Below are 17,360 nucleotides of genomic sequence, written 5' to 3'. Positions count from 1 at the left end.
AACACAGCCAAGTTGGGGGGCTGCGTCTGTTGTGTATAAGAGACAGGATCCATGGTTGTTTTTGGTTACGCAGGTTACAATGTTAGCACAAGGCGGTCGGGAGACCGCCACCATACGGAGCACCGGTCTCCGCCCCGGGGCGGGGCAAGACCGGCGCCAGTTGTGAGCGGAGGCAGAAGTTCGGTTGCCCCAGGCTTACGCCAGAGATGACCTAGTCTAAAAAGGGCTGACCGATGACACGATCAAGTGTCGTTAAAGGCCACCGCAATCCGGTCATACGCCGCCCTTACTTCGCCGTTAAGTTGCCCTACCCTGCATCTTGCGCGCACCGGTAGTGATCGTCAATTTACGCAGGCATCCTTTTGCTCAAACGGCCGGCAACTTTTACTTTTGTAGCGTAGACATGTGGAATGGGGAAATTTGATGTTCTCTAATCGTCTCCACAGAGGCCCTGCCGGCTTTTCAGGCAGGGATTTTCAAGTCTTTTCGAGCAATTTTAGCTTCAAAAACCTTGAATTTACGCTGTAAAAGGCATTTTCAGGCAATTTTGAATTCTTACTTGCATTTACGATAGGAGCGGTTTACCTTTGTGTCCCTTTTTGAAAGGGGTAGTGTATTTACTTGAATTTTTAACAATACAATGGATCATAATAGCTATAAGACACTGAACGCCAACAAGGCTACAGTTGAAAAAAGCTGGGTAGTGATAGATGCCAATGCGCAGGTGTTGGGTCGTGTGGCCAGCCAAGTGGCACACATTATCCGCGGCAAGCACAAGCCGAGCTACACACCGAACGTGGATTGCGGTGATAACGTAATCGTTATTAACGCTGAGAAAGTGCGCATGACGGGCAAGAAGTGGACCGATCGCGTGATCTTTACGCACTCCGGTTATCCGGGCGGTCAGCGTGAGCACACGCCTACCATGATCCGCATGAAGCACCCTGAGCGTCTGATCGAGCACGCGGTACGCGGCATGCTTCCCAAAAACAGACTCGGTCGTGAACTGTACAGAAGCCTGCACGTTTATGCCGGCACTGAACATCCGCATGCAGCACAACAACCCAAAGAAATAAAGTTCTGATACAATGCAGATCATTAATACAATCGGCAGAAGAAAGACCTCCATCGCCCGGGTATATGTACAGCCCGGCAAAGGAGATATCAAGGTAAACGCACGTGAGCTGAAAGAATATTTCATTTCAGAGATTCACCAGACTACCGTAAAGCAACCCCTTGCTGCCATCAAGGCTGAAGGCCAGTACGATGTAACGATCAACGTAGAAGGTGGTGGCATTAAAGGCCAGGCCGAAGCGGTTCGTTTGGGCATCGCTCGTGCATTAGTGGAATTCAACGCCGAGAGCAAGCCTACCCTTAGAAAAGAAGGCCTTCTGACCCGCGACTCCAGAATGGTAGAACGGAAGAAGCCGGGTAGAAGAAAGGCTAGAAGAAGATTCCAGTTTAGCAAGCGTTAATAACAAGAGAATGGCTGAAAAATTAACATATCAGGAATTGCTGGACGCAGGTGTACACTTTGGTCACCTTACCCGCAAGTGGAACCCGAAGATGGCCGAGTACATCTTCATGGAAAACAACGGTATCCACATCATCGACCTGAACAAAACCCTAGCATGCCTGGACGAAGCCACCTTCGCCCTGAAGAATATCGTACGCTCAGGTCGCAAGATCATGTTCGTAGCGACTAAAAAGCAAGCTAAGGACATCGTAACAGAAGAAGCAAAGCGCCTTAACATGCCTTACGTGACGGAACGTTGGCTGGGTGGCATGCTGACCAACTTCGCTACGATCCGCAAATCGCTGAAGAAACTTTCGCAGATCGAAAAGTTGATGAAGGACGAAGCCTTCGCCAACCTGGCGAAACGCGAGCGCCTCATGGTTACCCGCGAGAAGGCGAAACTGGAAAAACTGTTGGGCGGTATTGCCGACCTGAACAGACTGCCGGCGGCCCTCTTTGTGATCGACGTAAAACGCGAGCACATCGCTGTAACCGAAGCGCAAAAGCTCAACATCCCGGTATTCGCCCTGGTGGATACCAACTCAGATCCGGGTGGTGTTGATTTCCCGATCCCTGCTAACGACGACGCATTCAAGTCCATTTCGATCCTGACCAAAAACATCGGTAGGTCGATCGAGGAAGGCCTGCAAGAGCGTAAGAAGGACAAGGACGATGCAGCGCAACGGAAAGAAGAAGACGAGAAAAGACGCGTTGACGAAACCGTAGAAGAGCCGAAGTAATAAATTGTCGATTCCACCGGTGCCACGCGGCACATGTGTTCATCAACAATTCTTATACTGATAATGCACTGAACATCGGCCATACGCCGATGTTTAGTTTTTTTAGATCATTCAAATTCGTAAATAAAAACATATGTCAGCTATTTCAGCACAAGATGTAAACAAGCTCCGTCAAATGACGGGCGCCGGTATGATGGACTGCAAAAAGGCCCTTGCCGAAGCCGAAGGAGATTTTGATAAAGCGATCGAGATATTAAGAAAGAAAGGCCAGAAGGTTTCTGCTTCCCGCTCTGACCGGGATGCCAAAGAAGGCTCTGTGTTTGTAAAAGTTAGCGACGACAACAAAGAGGCTGTCCTGATCGCCCTGAACTGCGAAACCGACTTCGTAGGCAAGAACGAAGAGTTCCAGGCGCTGGGTAAGCTGATCGTAGAGACGGCGTTCACGAACAAGCCTGCTGATAAGGAAGCTCTCCTCAGCCTGAAAGCCGGTGATCTGACGATCAACGACAAGATCGTTGAGCTGGTGGGTAAGATCGGTGAGAAAATCGAGATCAGCGAGTACATCCGCATGACGGGTGAAGCGATCGTTCCGTATATCCATGCTGGTTCGAAACTTGGCGTGCTCGTTTCGCTGAAAGGTGTGAACGGCAAAGATGTAGTGGAAGCCGGTAAAGATGTAGGCATGCAAATCGCCGCGATGAACCCGGTAGCGGTTGACGAGAAGAGCGTTGATCCTGCGATCATCGCGAAAGAGCTTGAAATTGCCAAAGCTCAAATTCTGGCGGAAGGCAAGCCTGAGAACATGGTAGAGAAGATCGCTCAAGGTAAACTGCAGAAGTTCTACAAGGACACGACGCTGCTGCACCAGGTGTTTGTAAAAGATAACTCTAAGACTGTTGCCCAGTACCTGGACAGCATCACGAAAGGTTTGACGGTAGCCGAGTTCAAGCGTGTTTCTATCGCGTAAGCTGGTTGCCAAGGTATAGAGAAAAGGTCGCTCCTATGGGGCGACCTTTTTTTGTTTTATGAGCCTGCGTCGGCATGCGAGTTGTTGCGCCCTTACAGGGCTTGTATATCTATCTATTGTTTGCTGGCCCTCAGGCCTTCGCTGGCGCTCCAGCCTGGGCTATTGTGTTGCGCCCTTACAGGGCTTGTATATCTATTGTTTGTTGGCCCCAGGCCTTCGCTGGCGCTCCAGCCTGGGCTATTGTGTTGCGCCCTTGCAGGGCTTGTATATCTATCTATTGTTTGCTGGCCCCAGGCCTGCGCTGGCGCTCCAGCCTGGGCTATTGTGTTGCGCCCTTACAGGGCTTGTATATCTATCTATTGTTTGCTGGCCCCAGGCCTGCGCTGGCGCTTCAGCCTGGGCTATTGTGTTGCGCCCTTGCAGGGTTTTGTATATTTTATTTGTCGACCCTTAATGGTTTACCGCGTGCCGAAGGGCGACGAAGACAATGATCACGACCCAATACAGTACAATGAACAGGAAGTATACCGCGATCGCTTTCAGGAATGCAAAGATCCATTTGTTTCGAAAGAATTGACGGTATGTCACTGTCAGGTATAGTGCGAAGCATGCTTCGTATACATATACATTCCAGTGAATGGTGGTTGGGGCCAGTAGAAAGGCTGGGATAAAGAGCAATACACGCACGATGTTGATCTGCCCCACGACAAAGGCTTGCAGTACAAAGTTTTCGGCCAGGTTAAAACGCGATCGGATCGAGAACAGCCACGAAAGGGTTGCAAACAGCGGTACGATGAGAATAAGCATGAGTAACTTGCCGTTCTGAACGACGATCTCTATTACCTCCTGATAATACGGGCTGCGGTTTGATGACGGGGCATCACTTGCCACCATGGCATTGGAATACCCGGTCTTATAGCTGATGTATGCATAAAGAGCGGAGGTGATCACCAGAAATGTGAACGGGTTGAAATACTTCTTGCGTTTGCCGTTCAGATACTCGCGTGCAACAATGCCCGGGCGGGTGATCAATTCTTTGATCAGCAAGAGAAAGCCTTTGTCGGCATGCGTAAGGGCATGTGATACCTCGTGGGCAAGGTGGCCCATGGTGACGCGGTGAATATGGGTTTGTTGGCCACAGGCGGCACAATACGCACCCGGCGCGGGTGCGTGACAGTTCTTGCAGGTCATGTATAGCGAAGGTTTAGGTTTTGGTTAACAGGGTTTGTGTGCTGGGCGAGCCTCTTATTATCTGTCCAGCAACGTTTGCGCACGTACTATATCTTCGGGTGTATCTACACCAATGGTTTCTTCTGTCGTTTCGGCTATTGCGATGCGATAGCCGTTCTCCAACCAGCGCAGCTGTTCCAGCGACTCCGCTTTTTCGAGCAACGAAACCGGTAGCTGGGTAAGCTGCTTCAGGATATCGGCACGGTAGGCATACATGCCGATGTGTTTATAGAACGTGTGGCGTTGCAGCCAGTGCTCTTCCGGGGTGAGCCTGATATGCGGCAACGTGGCGCGGCTGAAGTATAATGCTTCCCGACGCGCGCTGATGACCGCTTTTACCACGTTGGGGTTAAACAGCGTTTCTTGTTCGTGAATGGCCTTTACCAGTGTGGCGATCTCGGTCTGGCCGTCGAGGCGTGATGCCAGCAGGTCGATCTGCGTGGGTTGTATGAAGGGTTCGTCGCCCTGGATGTTGATGACGTAGTCGAAGGTGCCGGGCTGTTGGGCGAGGGTTTCGTAACAACGGTCGGTGCCGCTGGCGTGGTCTTCGCGGGTCATGCTTACGTGGCCGCCAAAGGCTTTTACGTGGGCGAAGATCTCGGCATTGTCGGTCGCTACTACGACGGACGACAGACTCCCGGCCTTGCTGGCCTGCTCGTATACGCGGCGGATCATGGATTTTCCTGCGATGTCTGCTAAAGGTTTGCCCGGAAACCGGGAGGAGGCATAGCGGGCGGGTATTATACCGAGTATGTTCATGTTATCGTTTTCTGACTTTGAGGGAGGTGGTTTCGTGGCCGATCACTTCGATCGGTTCGCCGGGCTCGATGTATTCGCCGCGGGTAAAGGCGTCGTATACCTGGCCGTCGATGTTTACTTTGCCGCTCGGGCGCAGCACGGTGTGCGCCGTGCCGTGTTTACCCGTCATGGGCGTTTGAATGAAGTTGGCGGTATAGCCCTGTGTGCTGTCTTGCGTGTCGGTGAGGGCCACGCGCTGAAAGGCGCGGCTGTTCATGATGCGCGAACTGCCGGCAAACAGCACCACCAGGCTGCCGACCATGCCGCCGAGGGCTGCGACGAGCGCCAGCAGCATATCGTTGGTGGGCACAAAGGAGAAGTCGAACGCATCGTTGTTGATCATGATCAATACCAGCGAGCCGAGGGTGAGCGTAATGCCGGCGACGCCGGCCACGCCAAAGCCCGGTATCAGAAACAATTCGACGCCGATCAGCGCAATGCCTGCTACCAGTGTCAGGATCTCCCAGTTCTCCGCCAGGCCGTTGAGGTAGTAGGGCACCAGGTATAGTACCAGCGCGATGAGGGCCAGCAATCCCGCCAATCCCAGGCCCGGAGCCTGCAGCTCGAAATATATACCGCCGAGGATGATGAGGATCAGCAGCCCGCTGATGAGCGGATTCATAAAAAAATCTACGATGCTGTCGACGGACGAAAGCTCGAAGCGGTGCAGGGTATAGCGGGTGACATGGTTGTGGCGCAGCAGGGAATCGATGGAGGTTACTTTGCCTTCGCAGTAGCCGTGGCGGATGGCTTCGTCGGTAGAGAAGGTAATGACCTGGCCGGGTTTCTTGATGCTGTCGAGCGCGACGTTCTCGTCTACCATGGCTTCGGCAATGGCGGGATCGCGCCCATTTTCCTGGGCGGTGGAGCGCATGATGGAGCGCATGTAGGATTGATATTTGTCGGGGGCGCGTTCGCCGTTGCCGGTGACGACGGTGGCCGCGCCAATGCTGGCGCCGGGGGCCATGTAGATGCTATCGCAGGCGATGGAGATCAGCGCGCCGGCGGATGCCGCGTCGGTATTGATAAAGACCCACACCGGCTTTTTTACGTGCATGATCTTGTCGACGATGTCTTTGGCGTCGGTCAGCATGCCGCCATAGGTGTCCATATCGATCAGGACGATGTCGGCTTTTGTGTCTTCGGCTTCCTGCAGGGCAAGCTCTACATAGCGGGCCATGCGCGTGTCGATCTCGTCGCGGATGCTGAGCACGAGCACGTGCTTTTCCTGGGCGAGGACGGTGCCGGGGGCCAACAGGACCAGGCAGGCGACAAGCCCGACTAACCGGGCTACCAATCTTTTGCGGCTAGAATTTTCCAATCTTTCAATCTTCAATACCTTGCATAAAAATAGCCAAATAAAGACAGAGTTGGGCAGCATGCTGCAGCGGAAGTTTTCTCATGTATTAGACGGCGTTCTTTGGAACACGGTGGTATTGCCCGACGAAAACGTGCTGTTGCTGGAGGTGCGCGACCACGCCCGCAAGCAGGTGACGTTCTCGGCGCTGCACTATGGCGAAGATCGGTTCCTGTGGCACCATAAAAGTCTGGAGGAGCCCTGGTGGGTGGCGTTGGCCGATGCTGCCGGGGGCATCGTGCTGTTTACGCTCTACATCGATACCAACAATCCCGACCGCAAGGGCATGTTGGCGTATGCGCTGGCCGACCTGCAGTTATTGTGGTGGCACAATGATTTTACGCTCGCGAAACGACAAGGCGATTGCCTCTATGGATTTTCGTCGGGTGTAGGCTCCAAACCCCTTGTGCTGGCGTTGCATTCGGGCAAAGAGATCCCGCCGCCACACGAGGCTGCACCGTTGCCGGATGTGGTGCTGCGGCCGCAACAGTATGGCGACGGCACGGAGTATTTCCGTACGGTGGCAAAATTTTTACGGGAAACGCTAAATTTATCCGTCGTTCTGTCGTTGGAATACGTGGAGTATAATGGCAAGATTTTTATAGCGTATTATACGCAAGAGCAAAGCCTCGTCAGTCACCTCGCGGTGTGGACCGATGCGGGGGAGTTGCTGCTGCAGGAAAAAACGGGTGAGCACCTGAAAGGAATCGGCCAGGATACTTTTTTCATCCTCTCGGGATGCTTATTTTTCGTGAAGAATAAACATGAGCTTCTAAGCTATTTTTTATGATAAATGTGTTGATCTACGCGGGTGCTTTATTTTTTCAGCCGCAGGCTTATGATTCACTGGGCATCGAAACGGTGAACGGCAAAATCTTTGTCGTACACCGTGTAGAAGAAAAAGAAACGCTCTATGGCATTTCAAAACGGTACGGCACCACCGTCGATGCCATTGTGCAATACAATCCCGATGCGGCCTCCGGGCTGGGCACGGGACAGATATTAAAAGTACCCTACACCAAGCCGGTAACGAATCGCGCCACGACCAATACCTCGTCGGCGGCGGGCCGTGGTGGCTTCATTCACGTCGTGGCCGCGCGTGAGACGATGTTCTCGATCTCGAAAGCGTATGGCATTACAGTCGATGAATTGAAGGAATGGAATAACCTGACCGACAATACAATCTCGCTTGGCCAGGAGCTCGCCATCAAACGTCGCAACACCACTACGGGCACGACACCGTCAGAAACAACGGCCTCCGTGGCGCCGACCGCTGCAGCTTCGGGTAAGGGCGTGCACACCGTCGAGGCAAAAGAGACACTTTTTTCCATCGCTACAAAACACGGCATCAGCGTGCAACAGCTGAAGGATTGGAACAAGCTTACCGGCAACGAGATCAGCATCGGTCAGACACTGGTGGTAAAGCAACCGGCGGCGCACACCGCGCCCTCCGAAGAACCGCGTACGACGCCGGCGTATACCAGCACGACACCTACAACGACCAATACGAATACAACGCCTGCTACGACCACGCCGGTAAAACACGATCCGCCGGCGGTAACGGAGGCGCCGCGCGAAAAGGCCGAGCCGGTAAAACAACAACCGGCGGAGCAACGGCCTACGACGATCCGCATCTCCGAATCGGTGAAGAACAGCGACGAGATCATGGAATCGGGATTGGCTGAGCTGATCGAAGGCACGGAGGGCAATCGCAAGTACCTGGCGTTGCACCGTACGGCGCCGGTGGGCACGATCCTCAAGATCAAGAACGAAATGAACAACCGCGAGGTGTTTGTACGCGTGATGGGCAAGCTGCCCGATACGGCGATGACGGACAAGCTTATTATCAAAATATCCAAGTCGGCGTATGACCGCCTGGGCGCGATCGATTCGCGCTTCCGGGTGGAAGTAACGTACTATAAATAAAAGAAAAAGCCCGGTGATGTCACCGGGCTTTTTTGTTGTCGTTATGGGTTGATCAGTGGTGGTGACCACCGGGACCGTGTACGTGGCCATGGGCCAGTTCGTCCGCCGAAGCATCGCGCACGTCCATTACTTCTACATCAAAGTTCAATTCAACGCCGGCCAGCTCGTGGTTGGCGTCCACTGTTACGGAATCCTGTCCTACTTCTGTTACCGTTACCACGCCGCCCTGGCCGGTGGAGAACTTCATGCCCGGCTTTACGGGTTGGCCGCCAAAGGCCGACAGCGGTACTTGCTGCACCATCGAAGGGTCTTTGTGACCGTAGCCTTTATCCGGGGAGATCTTCAGTTGAAGTTTGTCGCCCTTTTTTCTTCCTTCCAAGCCGTCTTCCATGCCAGGAATCAGGTTGCCAATGCCATGGATATAATACAAAGGTTCGCGTCCGTCGCTTGTGTCGATGACCGTACCTGCGTTGTCGCGAAGCGTGTAGTGGATCGCGGCTACTTTGTTTTTAGTGATTTGCATGCTTAAAGGTAGAAAAAAAATCGGACCACGGATTCCGACCTTCTGCGGGGGCGGGGTGGACCGAAAATGCGCTTAATTCTGTGTCGGAAACGTTTGTCCCCCGTTTTTGGAACATCTGCCAATCGTCGGTTTTGGGCCAAAATCGAAACTTTCCTGCCTAAATCGATTGCGTAGAGAATGTTCACCTGGTTCACCCGCCTGAAGCAAACGCGCCGTCTGGCTGCTCAAAAAGATTACCGCAGGGCTGCCTGGCTGTTTTTTCTGGAAGTGAGCGTGGGCGCATTCCTGCTGATCTTCTTCCTCTTGATGGTGAAGATATTCCTGGACTAAGTACCTCAACCAACTAAACCCTAAACAGTATGACGTGTAAACCTCTACCTAACCTTTGCAGGCGTCTTTCCGGGCTGCTGGTGTGGCTGTTGCTGATGGGCCCCCTGGCCCACGCGCAGCTGGCCACCGTCAGCGGCGTGGTGAAAGACCCTGCCGGCAACGCGATTCCGGGAGCCAACGTGCTGGTGAAAGACACCAACACCGGCACCATTACCAACTCCGACGGCGTTTATCGCATCGATGTGGCACCTGACGCGGTCCTTCAATTCCGGTTCATCGGCTATACCTCACAAGATATAGCCGTCAACAACCAGACGACTGTTAACGTCACCCTGGTCGAAGATGTCTCGACGCTCAGCGAAGTGGTGGTGATCGGTTATGGTGAAGTGCGCAAGAGTGATCTGACAGGATCTGTGGGCGGTGTTACCGCCAAGGACCTTAGCCTCACCGGCATCTCGAATATCACCCAGGCGTTGCAAGGCCGCATCGCGGGGGTACAGGTAAATCAGAGCGATGGCGCGCCGGGCGCGGGTATCAGCATCCAGGTGCGCGGGGCCAACTCGTTCTCCAGTAGTACGGAGCCCCTGTACGTCATCGACGGCATTCCTTTTACCTCGGGCAATTCTCCCACCAGCAATACCGAGCGCGGGGAGCGGCAGATGCTCAACCCCATGGGGTTTATCAATCCGCAGGACATCGAATCTATACAGGTGTTGAAAGATGCGTCGGCTACGGCCATCTACGGCTCCCGCGGTGCCAACGGTGTGGTGCTCATCACCACAAAGAAGGGGCGCGCGGGCGAGGACAAGATCGAGTTCAATGTGAACTACGGTATTTCGCAAGTGGTCAAGCAAATGGACATGCTGAAAGGGTATGACTATGCCAACTATCAACTGGAGGGCAATCGTAATTATAGCACCTATGAAGGCGTGCAATATGTAAATGACTTTGACGGTACGTGGAGTGTAAACTCCGCGGGCGACTCCACCTATCAGCCTACCCCGCAGGATTTTCTCGACGGCTACCTCGGTGGTGGTACAAACTGGCAGGACATGATCTTTCAGAACGGCTCCACGGCCGACTATACGCTGTCGGCATCGGGGGGGACGGACAAAGGTAATTATATGATCTCGGGTAATTACTTTAAGCAGGAGGGGACCATTGTCGGTTCGGGCTACGATCGCCTGGCGGTACGCGCCAATGTAAACCGCAACCTGAAAGAGTGGCTGACCATTGGCACGAGCGTGCAGTTCGGTCTGGGTGATTATAATATGGCCAAGACCAACGCGGACGATCGGGGCTTAATCTGGTCGTCGCTGGTGTTCCCGCCTTCGCAGCCGATACACTCCAATTCCGCTTCGGGGTATAGCACCATCAGCTGGCTGGCGCCCAACCCCTGGATGGCCATCAACTCGACCAAGAACGACTTCCGGAACATGACGTTCTTTAACGCCAACTACATCGAGCTGAAACTGCTTCCGTACCTGAAGTTCCGGCAAAACATCGGGTATAATTTCTCTTCGTGGGATCGCAAGGCGTTTTACGGAAAGTATACCTGGGAGGGCCAGACGTTTGGCGGTGTCGCGCAGGTAAGCTCCAATACGTGGGCCAAGAATACCTATGAGTCACTGCTGTCGTTCGATAAAACATTTGCCACCGATCATACCATCAATGCCGTGGCGGGTCTTACGGCCGAGATCGAGAACTACGAAGACGAGTCGGTAGAGGTGCGCAATTTCAAGCTGGATGTAAACGGCTACAATGACCTGAATGCAGGCTCTGACCGGCAGCAACCCCGTAACTTTAAAGGCCGCAATACTTTGCTTTCTACGCTGGCGCGTGTGAACTATGCCTATAAAGACAAGTATTTACTCACGGCGTCGTTTCGCCGCGACGGGTCGAGCAAGTTTACGACCAACAACAAGTGGGCTACGTTCAAGTCGTTTGCCCTGGCCTGGAAACTTTCGGAAGAGCAATTCATTCAGCAGCTCGGCGTCTTTAGTGATTTAAAACTGCGGGGCAGTTATGGCGAGACGGGCAACCAGTCCATCGGGGCATACTCCACCATTACCAAGCTCACCCTGGGGCAGGCGGCTTTTAACGGCGCGATTGTCAGCGCGCTGGTAGACGGCACGCCGGGCAACGAGAACCTGGTGTGGGAAACGACCCGGCAGGTAGATGCGGGGTTGGACATCGGCCTGATGAACGGTCGCGTAAGCCTGACCGTGGATGTATATAAAAAGGAGACCCGGGACCTGTTGCAGCAACTGCAGATACCGATGAGCACCGGCTTTGCCAGTATTCAGGCAAACTTTGGCACGGTGGAAAACCGCGGGTTGGAATTGTCGCTTACCGGCAAGGTCATCGCGCGCAATACTTTGCAGTGGGATATAAGCGGCAACATTGCGTTTAACCGCAACGAGATACGCGACCTGATCGATGACCAGTTTGCCCAGCGCCTGGGATATGCTATCGACAACATCTTTATCTTCCGCAATGGTCAGCCTGTGGGGGCGGTGTACGGCAGTGTAACGGATGGCTTTTATGACAACGAGGCGGAGGTGATGGCGGACCCTTATTATGCCAACCTGCCGGTCGAGAGCCGTGAGAAAACGGTACGTTCCAAGATCGGCGAGCAGAAGTATAAAGACCTGGACGGTGTAACGGGTATTGGCGACGGTGATCGCGCCATTATCGGCAATACCAATCCCGATTATATTTTCGGGCTTACCAACACCATTAATTATAAACGGTTTACGCTCAACTTCTTTTTGCAGGGTGTCATGGGCAATGATATCGTAAACTACAACCTGGCGAATCTGCGCATGGGTAAGTATATGAATATCCCCAGGTTCATGTATGAGGGCCGGTGGACGGCGGAGAATCCCGAGGGGGCCACGCAGCCCAAGCCCAACTGGTCGGAAGCCCGCCTCTGGCGTTTTTCCGATCGGGAGATCGAAGACGGCTCGTATGTTCGTATGAAGAACATTTCGCTGGGGTATAACTGGGTGCCGCGGTTCAAGCACATCCAGTCGATCTATGTGTATGGCAACATTACCAACCTGTTCACCATTACCGATTACAGCTGGTACGATCCGGACGTGAACGGGTTCGGGTCTGATGCCCGCCGCGGTGTAGACCTGGCGTCGTATCCCAGCAGCCGTACCTATTCGCTGGGTCTCAAGGTAACCTTATAAACTTCTACGCATACAACGATGAAACCATATACGAAAATATTCGCGCTCTGCCTGCTCTTGCAGGTTGTAGCCTGTAGCGATTTTTTGGAGGAGAAAGCTTATTCCATCTTGCGTCCGGACAGCATCGAGGACAACGAGTCGAGCGCCAAGATGATGATCGACGGTGCGTTGAGCACCATCGGGGGGGACCTGTACTTTCAGTGGGGCATCTGGCACCGCGTCGTGAACTTCGACGGTGATTATGAGACCGGTCCGGATTGGGGCATGAGAGAGCTGGGTACCGGCAACTGGCAGTCATACGGTGATATGTTCCGCCTGTGGCAAGGCCCGTATCTGCTGGCCGAGCGCGCTACGTCGGCGATCAGCACGATCGACGGCATGAGCTTTGGCCGCGCGAAGCAAAACCACTATATGGGGCAAGCTTACTTTCTTCGGGCCTGGGCTTATTTCAACCTGGTGCAGGGTTACGGCGGTGTGCCGATCTTCCGGCAGACGGTGGTGCAAGGCGCCGAGCCGCAGCAACCCCGTGCATCGGTGCAGGAGGTCTATGATTTTATTATCAGCGATCTGAAGCGCGCGGAGTCTCTGATGTTCGCCAAGGCCGATGCGGAGGAGCACACACTGAGTCGTGGTGCCGCTCAGGCATTGCTGGCAAAGGTATATTTAACGATGGCTTCGGGCGCACTGACGACGGGCGAGGTTACCGTAAAGGGTGGCCCGGCGGTAATACCGGTGGGAGGTCCCAACGATCCGGATGAGATCATTGCCGAGCCCGCCACGATCACGTTTGCCAAGAACGTGGTGGCGGGGCACGAGTCTATGGATGCCCAGGCATACTTCGACTCTGCACGCGTAAAGGCGCGGGAGCTGATCGATAGCGAGGCGTATGACCTGTTTCCGACATACGCCGACGTGTGGAAGAAGGAGAACCGTTTCCAGGTAGAGCATATCTGGTCGCTGCACTCCATTACCAACGATGCCGTATTCCGCAATGTCGTGTCACACGAATTTGCGGGATCCTATAAAACGACCACGGGCGATGAGCTGCAAGGTGCGGTGTATGGCATGCGGGTACACTGGTACGAGCTTTTTGAAGACAACGATCAGCGTATCACAGAAGGTGTCAACCACCGTTGGTATCAATGGGGTGCGTGGCGGATGTATCCGCTGAAAGATACGGCCCGGCGGCACGAGGCCAACCCGCCCTATGGCTGGACGCCCGACGATGATGTGCTTACCAACACCGGTGCTATGCGGGCGATCCTTCGCAAGTTTGAAGGCGTAAGCGACCGCAATACCGAGAATGGTGACTTTGCGTATCCGTTCCTGCGTTTTGCCGAAGTGTTGCTGGTCTATGCTGAAGCGGAGAACGAGGTGAACGGCCCGACGACAGAGGCCTATGAGGCATTGGACCGCGTGCGTACGCGCAGCAGCGCTACGGCGGCGCCGTCTATGACAAAGCAACAGTTCCGCTCGTTCGTATTGGAAGAGCGTGCCCGCGAGCTGGCGCTGGAAGGCGGCCGCCGTTGGGATCTGCTGCGGTGGGGTATATACCTGCAGGTGATGAATGCCGTGGATGTGGACGAGAACAACGTCATCAAACGCCGTGAGCGAAAGCACTTGTTGTTCCCGCTGCCGCTTGGCGAACTGAATGCCAATAAGAACCTCGGCGGACCGAACAACGGGCAAAACCCCGATTGGTAGGCGTAGCGTGTTTCCATCAATAAAAAATTACAGTATGAAAATCATCTATTCATCGATAAAATTTTCCTTCGTTATGTTGATAAGCGCGGTGCTGTCGGTGTCGTGCAGCGACGACGAGAGCGGCTGTGGCACGCCGGAGATCACCCGGGTGTCAACGGCACAGAACCGCGCGGAGGCCGTCGCGGGGGGCAACATGGGCGACTTCATTATCATTCAGGGCCACGACCTCTGCGGTGTGCAAAGCCTGCGCATAAACGATGTGGAGGTCGACCTTCGCCAGGCCTTCCTTACGGCCACGGAAATCACCCTGCAGATACCCCGCGTGGTGCCGAAGGAGGTAAGCAACCAAATCACGCTGACCACCGGCGGCGGTACGGTAACAGCATCCCTCGAGGTGTCGGTGCCGCCACTCATTGTGTACGGTCTGGCCGCGAACGAATATGCGTTGCCCGGCGAAGTTGTTGTCGTAAAGGGCGCCAACTTTGATCTATATGCCGTCACACCCGAAGCGGGCAAGGTGAGGTTCGGCGGGGTATCGGCGGACGTGATCTACTCCAGCTATGATTCTGTTGTAACCGTGGTGCCGGAAGGTATACCCGACGGCCCGGCGGACATTGTTGTATCGGGCACGTACGGCGAAGGCACGGCGGTATTTCCCTATCGCGACAACCGTGCGTTGCTGATCAGCAGCGACCCGTGGTGGGGCTGGTGGGGCAGTGACTACGTTACGGCCGGTGATACGCCGCCGGCTATCTCGGGCAACTATATCCATGTGAAACGCGAGATCGGCTCCTGGGCGTGGACGGAGGTCGTGGGCGGCCCCAACAACGTCGACGGCAGTACGACCAAGAACATTCCGGCCGACGCAATGCAGAACCCTGCCAACTACCTGTTTAAGTTTGAAGTGAACACGCTGAAACCGTATAACAGCAACCAGATCAAGTTAACCCTGGGAGAGGACAACGACGCGAGCACGTATCTATGGCCGCACTATGATAGTCACGGTGAATGGCGCACCGTGTCCATCCCGTTGAACGAGATCGTAAAGGATCCGAAGGTGAACCCCGACGGTTACTTTATCCGCATTCTCTTTCACGGCGATGGGACGCTGGATGCTGATATGGCTTTTGATAACGTTCGCGTTGTTCCTAAGCCTTAAAGAAAGCGCATATGGGGAGTGAAGCGAGCAGAGGCCGGGAAGAGTTGTTACGCCCTTTCATGGCTTGGGTTATTCGTTTGTCTATTTACCCAGGCCTACGCTGTCGCTTCAGCCCGGGGCTATTGTGTCACGCCCTTTGAGGGCTAAATTTTATAGTATGAATCGACTTTCTTTATATATACTTTTTATGATAGCGCTGCCGGCGTTGGCGCAGCGGCCGCTGGACAAGCAGGCTACGACCGGGACGGTAGCGCTATACCACAATCTTCAGACTCTTTCCGAGCGGGGAATTCTTTTCGGTCACCATGAAACCGATGCCTACGGCGTCGGCTGGATTGGTACCGAAGGCCGCTCGGACGTCAGGGATATTTGCGGCGCCTATCCTGCCGTGCACGGCTGGGACCTTGGTAAGGAAGGCCAGCCCAACAACCTCGACGGCGTTCCGTTCGAATCCATGCACCGCTGGATACGCGATGTTTACAGACGGGGCGGCATCAACACCATTTCCTGGCATGTAGACAATCCCGTGACCGGCGGCGGCTCCTGGGACACGACCCGCGCGGTGCAAGCCATTTTACCCGGCGGCAGACTACACGCCGACTTTGTGCAGCGCCTCGATCGCGTCGCCGCATTCCTGGCCGCGTGCAAACAAGGTAAAGAGTTTATACCGATTATCTTCCGTCCTTATCACGAGCACAACGGCAACTGGTTCTGGTGGGGCAAGGGTTTGTGCACCGAGCAAGCGTATATTCAGTTGTGGCGCTTTACGGTCGACTACCTGAAGAATACTAAAGGACTGCACCACATTCTGTACGCGTTCTCTCCAGACCGCAGCCGCATGGACCTGCAGGATGCGCGTGCGTCGTATCTGTATGGTTACCCGGGAGACGACTACGTCGACATTCTGGGGTATGACAACTACATGGACGTTGGCGTCGCCTGGAATAAGAAGTCGCCGCAGGAACAAGCGGCAGACCTGCGGGCGGGGTTGTCGGCGGTATCCGCGCTGGCGCGGGAAAAGAAGAAGGTGGCGGCGTTGACGGAAACGGGGTTGGAGGGTGTGACGAACCCGGTGTGGTATACACAGGTGATCCTGGAACCTTTAAAATCCGATCGCTCGATCCAGCTGGCATACATCATGGTGTGGCGCAATGGCAATGACAAACATCATTATGCGCCGTACCGGGGGCATCCGGCGGCAGCTGATTTCAAGGTGTTTTATGGCGATCCGTATACACTGTTTGAAGATGACCTGAAGGCGGTATATAAATAAGCGGGGGTGGGGTCCCCATAAGGGGTACGTTAGAATACGTGTGTGGGTAGCGGAAATATCTGTATGATTCACGATATTTCAGTTGACCAAACCAATCGACATGCCCTTGACCTTTTACCCTACCGACCCGAAGCTTGCGATCTTTGAAAAAGTGCAACAATACCTGGAAGCGAACGGTTTTTTAGTGACCGCACGCGACCTGGCCCGCCCCTGGGGCGGTTTCTTTGTCATCGATGAAACGCAAGCGCAACAATTTGCACAGAAGTTCTTTCCGGGGATTCCCGCAGCCGATCTCCGCATCAGCGGCCGGCTGAGCCCGAAAATATTGATCGTGCAAGGCAGCCGGCGCTTGTCGTGGCAGTATCACCACCGCCGCGCGGAGATCTGGAAACTGGTAGCCGGTGAAGCGGGTATAGCCGTCAGCCCCAACGACGACGAAGGCATTGTACAGTCCATGATCGCGGGCGATGTGATCCGGTTGGATCGCGGGCAGCGCCACCGGCTGGTGGGGTTGGAGAACTGGGGCATGGTGGCCGAGATCTGGCAACATACCGATGCCCTGCATCCGTCTGACGAAGACGACATCGTGCGGGTGCAGGATGACTTTGGAAGGTCGGTCTTATGAACCTTAAAACATCTG

The 17,360-nt window shown here is 54.3% G+C and carries 16 protein-coding genes; 12 read left to right on the top strand and 4 right to left on the bottom strand.

Features of this window, described 5'->3' with window-relative positions; all coding sequences use genetic code 11:
• Positions 1-640 precede the first annotated feature (640 nt).
• From rplM to tsf, 4 genes are all read left to right on the top strand, one after another.
• Positions 641-1,084, top strand: a complete 444-nt coding sequence (rplM, locus tag KK078_RS25825; RefSeq protein ID WP_254093228.1) for a 50S ribosomal protein L13 — start codon at positions 641-643, stop codon at positions 1,082-1,084.
• Between the two features lie 4 nt (positions 1,085-1,088).
• Positions 1,089-1,475 carry a 30S ribosomal protein S9 gene (rpsI, locus tag KK078_RS25820; protein WP_254093227.1) on the top strand — a complete coding sequence of 129 codons (387 nt, stop codon included), beginning with the start codon at positions 1,089-1,091 and terminating at the stop codon, positions 1,473-1,475.
• Between the two features lie 10 nt (positions 1,476-1,485).
• The gene (rpsB, locus tag KK078_RS25815; RefSeq protein WP_254093226.1) at positions 1,486-2,256 is read left to right on the top strand and encodes a 30S ribosomal protein S2; all 771 of its coding nucleotides are present in this window, start codon (positions 1,486-1,488) and stop codon (positions 2,254-2,256) included.
• 133 nt (positions 2,257-2,389) lie between these two features.
• Positions 2,390-3,223 carry a translation elongation factor Ts gene (gene tsf, locus KK078_RS25810; RefSeq protein ID WP_254093225.1) on the top strand — a complete coding sequence of 278 codons (834 nt, stop codon included), beginning with the start codon at positions 2,390-2,392 and terminating at the stop codon, positions 3,221-3,223.
• A 450-nt stretch (positions 3,224-3,673) separates the two neighbouring features.
• On the opposite strand, the gene KK078_RS25805 is transcribed toward tsf, so the two are convergent.
• From KK078_RS25805 to KK078_RS25795, 3 genes are read right to left on the bottom strand one after another with little or no spacing between them, the layout of a single operon-like run.
• Positions 3,674-4,414, bottom strand: coding sequence for a DUF3667 domain-containing protein (locus KK078_RS25805; protein WP_254093224.1), 741 nt, complete (start codon positions 4,412-4,414; stop codon positions 3,674-3,676).
• A gap of 57 nt (positions 4,415-4,471) precedes the next feature.
• Complete coding sequence (gene kdsB / locus KK078_RS25800) at positions 4,472-5,212, bottom strand: 3-deoxy-manno-octulosonate cytidylyltransferase (RefSeq protein WP_254093223.1); 741 nt, start codon at positions 5,210-5,212, stop codon at positions 4,472-4,474.
• Between the two features lies 1 nt (position 5,213).
• Positions 5,214-6,548, bottom strand: coding sequence for an NfeD family protein (locus KK078_RS25795; protein WP_254093222.1), 1,335 nt, complete (start codon positions 6,546-6,548; stop codon positions 5,214-5,216).
• Positions 6,549-6,630: 82 nt separating this feature from the next.
• Here KK078_RS25795 and KK078_RS25790 point away from each other — a divergent pair, with 82 nt between their 5' ends.
• Together KK078_RS25790 and KK078_RS25785 are read left to right on the top strand one after the other, a co-directional pair.
• Entirely contained in the window at positions 6,631-7,398 is a 768-nt protein-coding gene (locus tag KK078_RS25790) for a DUF4905 domain-containing protein (RefSeq protein ID WP_254093221.1), read from the top strand.
• Positions 7,395-8,534, top strand: a complete 1,140-nt coding sequence (locus KK078_RS25785; protein WP_254093220.1) for a LysM peptidoglycan-binding domain-containing protein — start codon at positions 7,395-7,397, stop codon at positions 8,532-8,534. The genes KK078_RS25790 and KK078_RS25785 overlap by 4 nt, the downstream gene beginning before the upstream one ends.
• 52 nt (positions 8,535-8,586) lie before the next feature.
• Here the strand turns inward: KK078_RS25785 and KK078_RS25780 are convergent, their stop codons facing one another.
• The gene (locus KK078_RS25780) at positions 8,587-9,057 is read right to left on the bottom strand and encodes an FKBP-type peptidyl-prolyl cis-trans isomerase (RefSeq protein ID WP_254093219.1); all 471 of its coding nucleotides are present in this window, start codon (positions 9,055-9,057) and stop codon (positions 8,587-8,589) included.
• 177 nt (positions 9,058-9,234) lie between these two features.
• Between KK078_RS25780 and KK078_RS25775 the strand changes: the two genes are divergently transcribed.
• From KK078_RS25775 to KK078_RS25750, 6 genes are all read left to right on the top strand, one after another.
• Positions 9,235-9,387, top strand: a complete 153-nt coding sequence (locus KK078_RS25775; RefSeq protein ID WP_254093218.1) for a hypothetical protein — start codon at positions 9,235-9,237, stop codon at positions 9,385-9,387.
• Between the two features lie 29 nt (positions 9,388-9,416).
• Positions 9,417-12,584: a SusC/RagA family TonB-linked outer membrane protein gene (locus KK078_RS25770; RefSeq protein WP_254093217.1), complete on the top strand. Its 3,168-nt coding sequence runs from the start codon at positions 9,417-9,419 to the stop codon at positions 12,582-12,584.
• 18 nt (positions 12,585-12,602) lie between these two features.
• A complete protein-coding gene (locus KK078_RS25765; RefSeq protein ID WP_254093216.1) occupies positions 12,603-14,288 on the top strand; it encodes a RagB/SusD family nutrient uptake outer membrane protein in 1,686 nt (561 codons plus the stop codon).
• 34 nt (positions 14,289-14,322) lie between these two features.
• The gene (locus tag KK078_RS25760; protein ID WP_254093215.1) at positions 14,323-15,447 is read left to right on the top strand and encodes a glycan-binding surface protein; all 1,125 of its coding nucleotides are present in this window, start codon (positions 14,323-14,325) and stop codon (positions 15,445-15,447) included.
• A 157-nt stretch (positions 15,448-15,604) separates the two neighbouring features.
• On the top strand, positions 15,605-16,720 hold the full coding sequence (locus KK078_RS25755; protein WP_254093214.1) for a glycoside hydrolase family 26 protein: 1,116 nt from the start codon (positions 15,605-15,607) through the stop codon (positions 16,718-16,720).
• A 100-nt stretch (positions 16,721-16,820) separates the two neighbouring features.
• The gene (locus tag KK078_RS25750) at positions 16,821-17,345 is read left to right on the top strand and encodes a cupin domain-containing protein (protein ID WP_254093213.1); all 525 of its coding nucleotides are present in this window, start codon (positions 16,821-16,823) and stop codon (positions 17,343-17,345) included.
• Positions 17,346-17,360: the final 15 nt, after the last annotated feature.

Origin of the sequence: Dawidia soli (assembly GCF_018598185.1) — a bacterium.
Lineage (GTDB): Bacteria > Bacteroidota > Bacteroidia > Cytophagales > Cyclobacteriaceae > Ohtaekwangia > Ohtaekwangia soli.
This window is presented reverse-complemented; position numbering and strand designations above follow the sequence as displayed.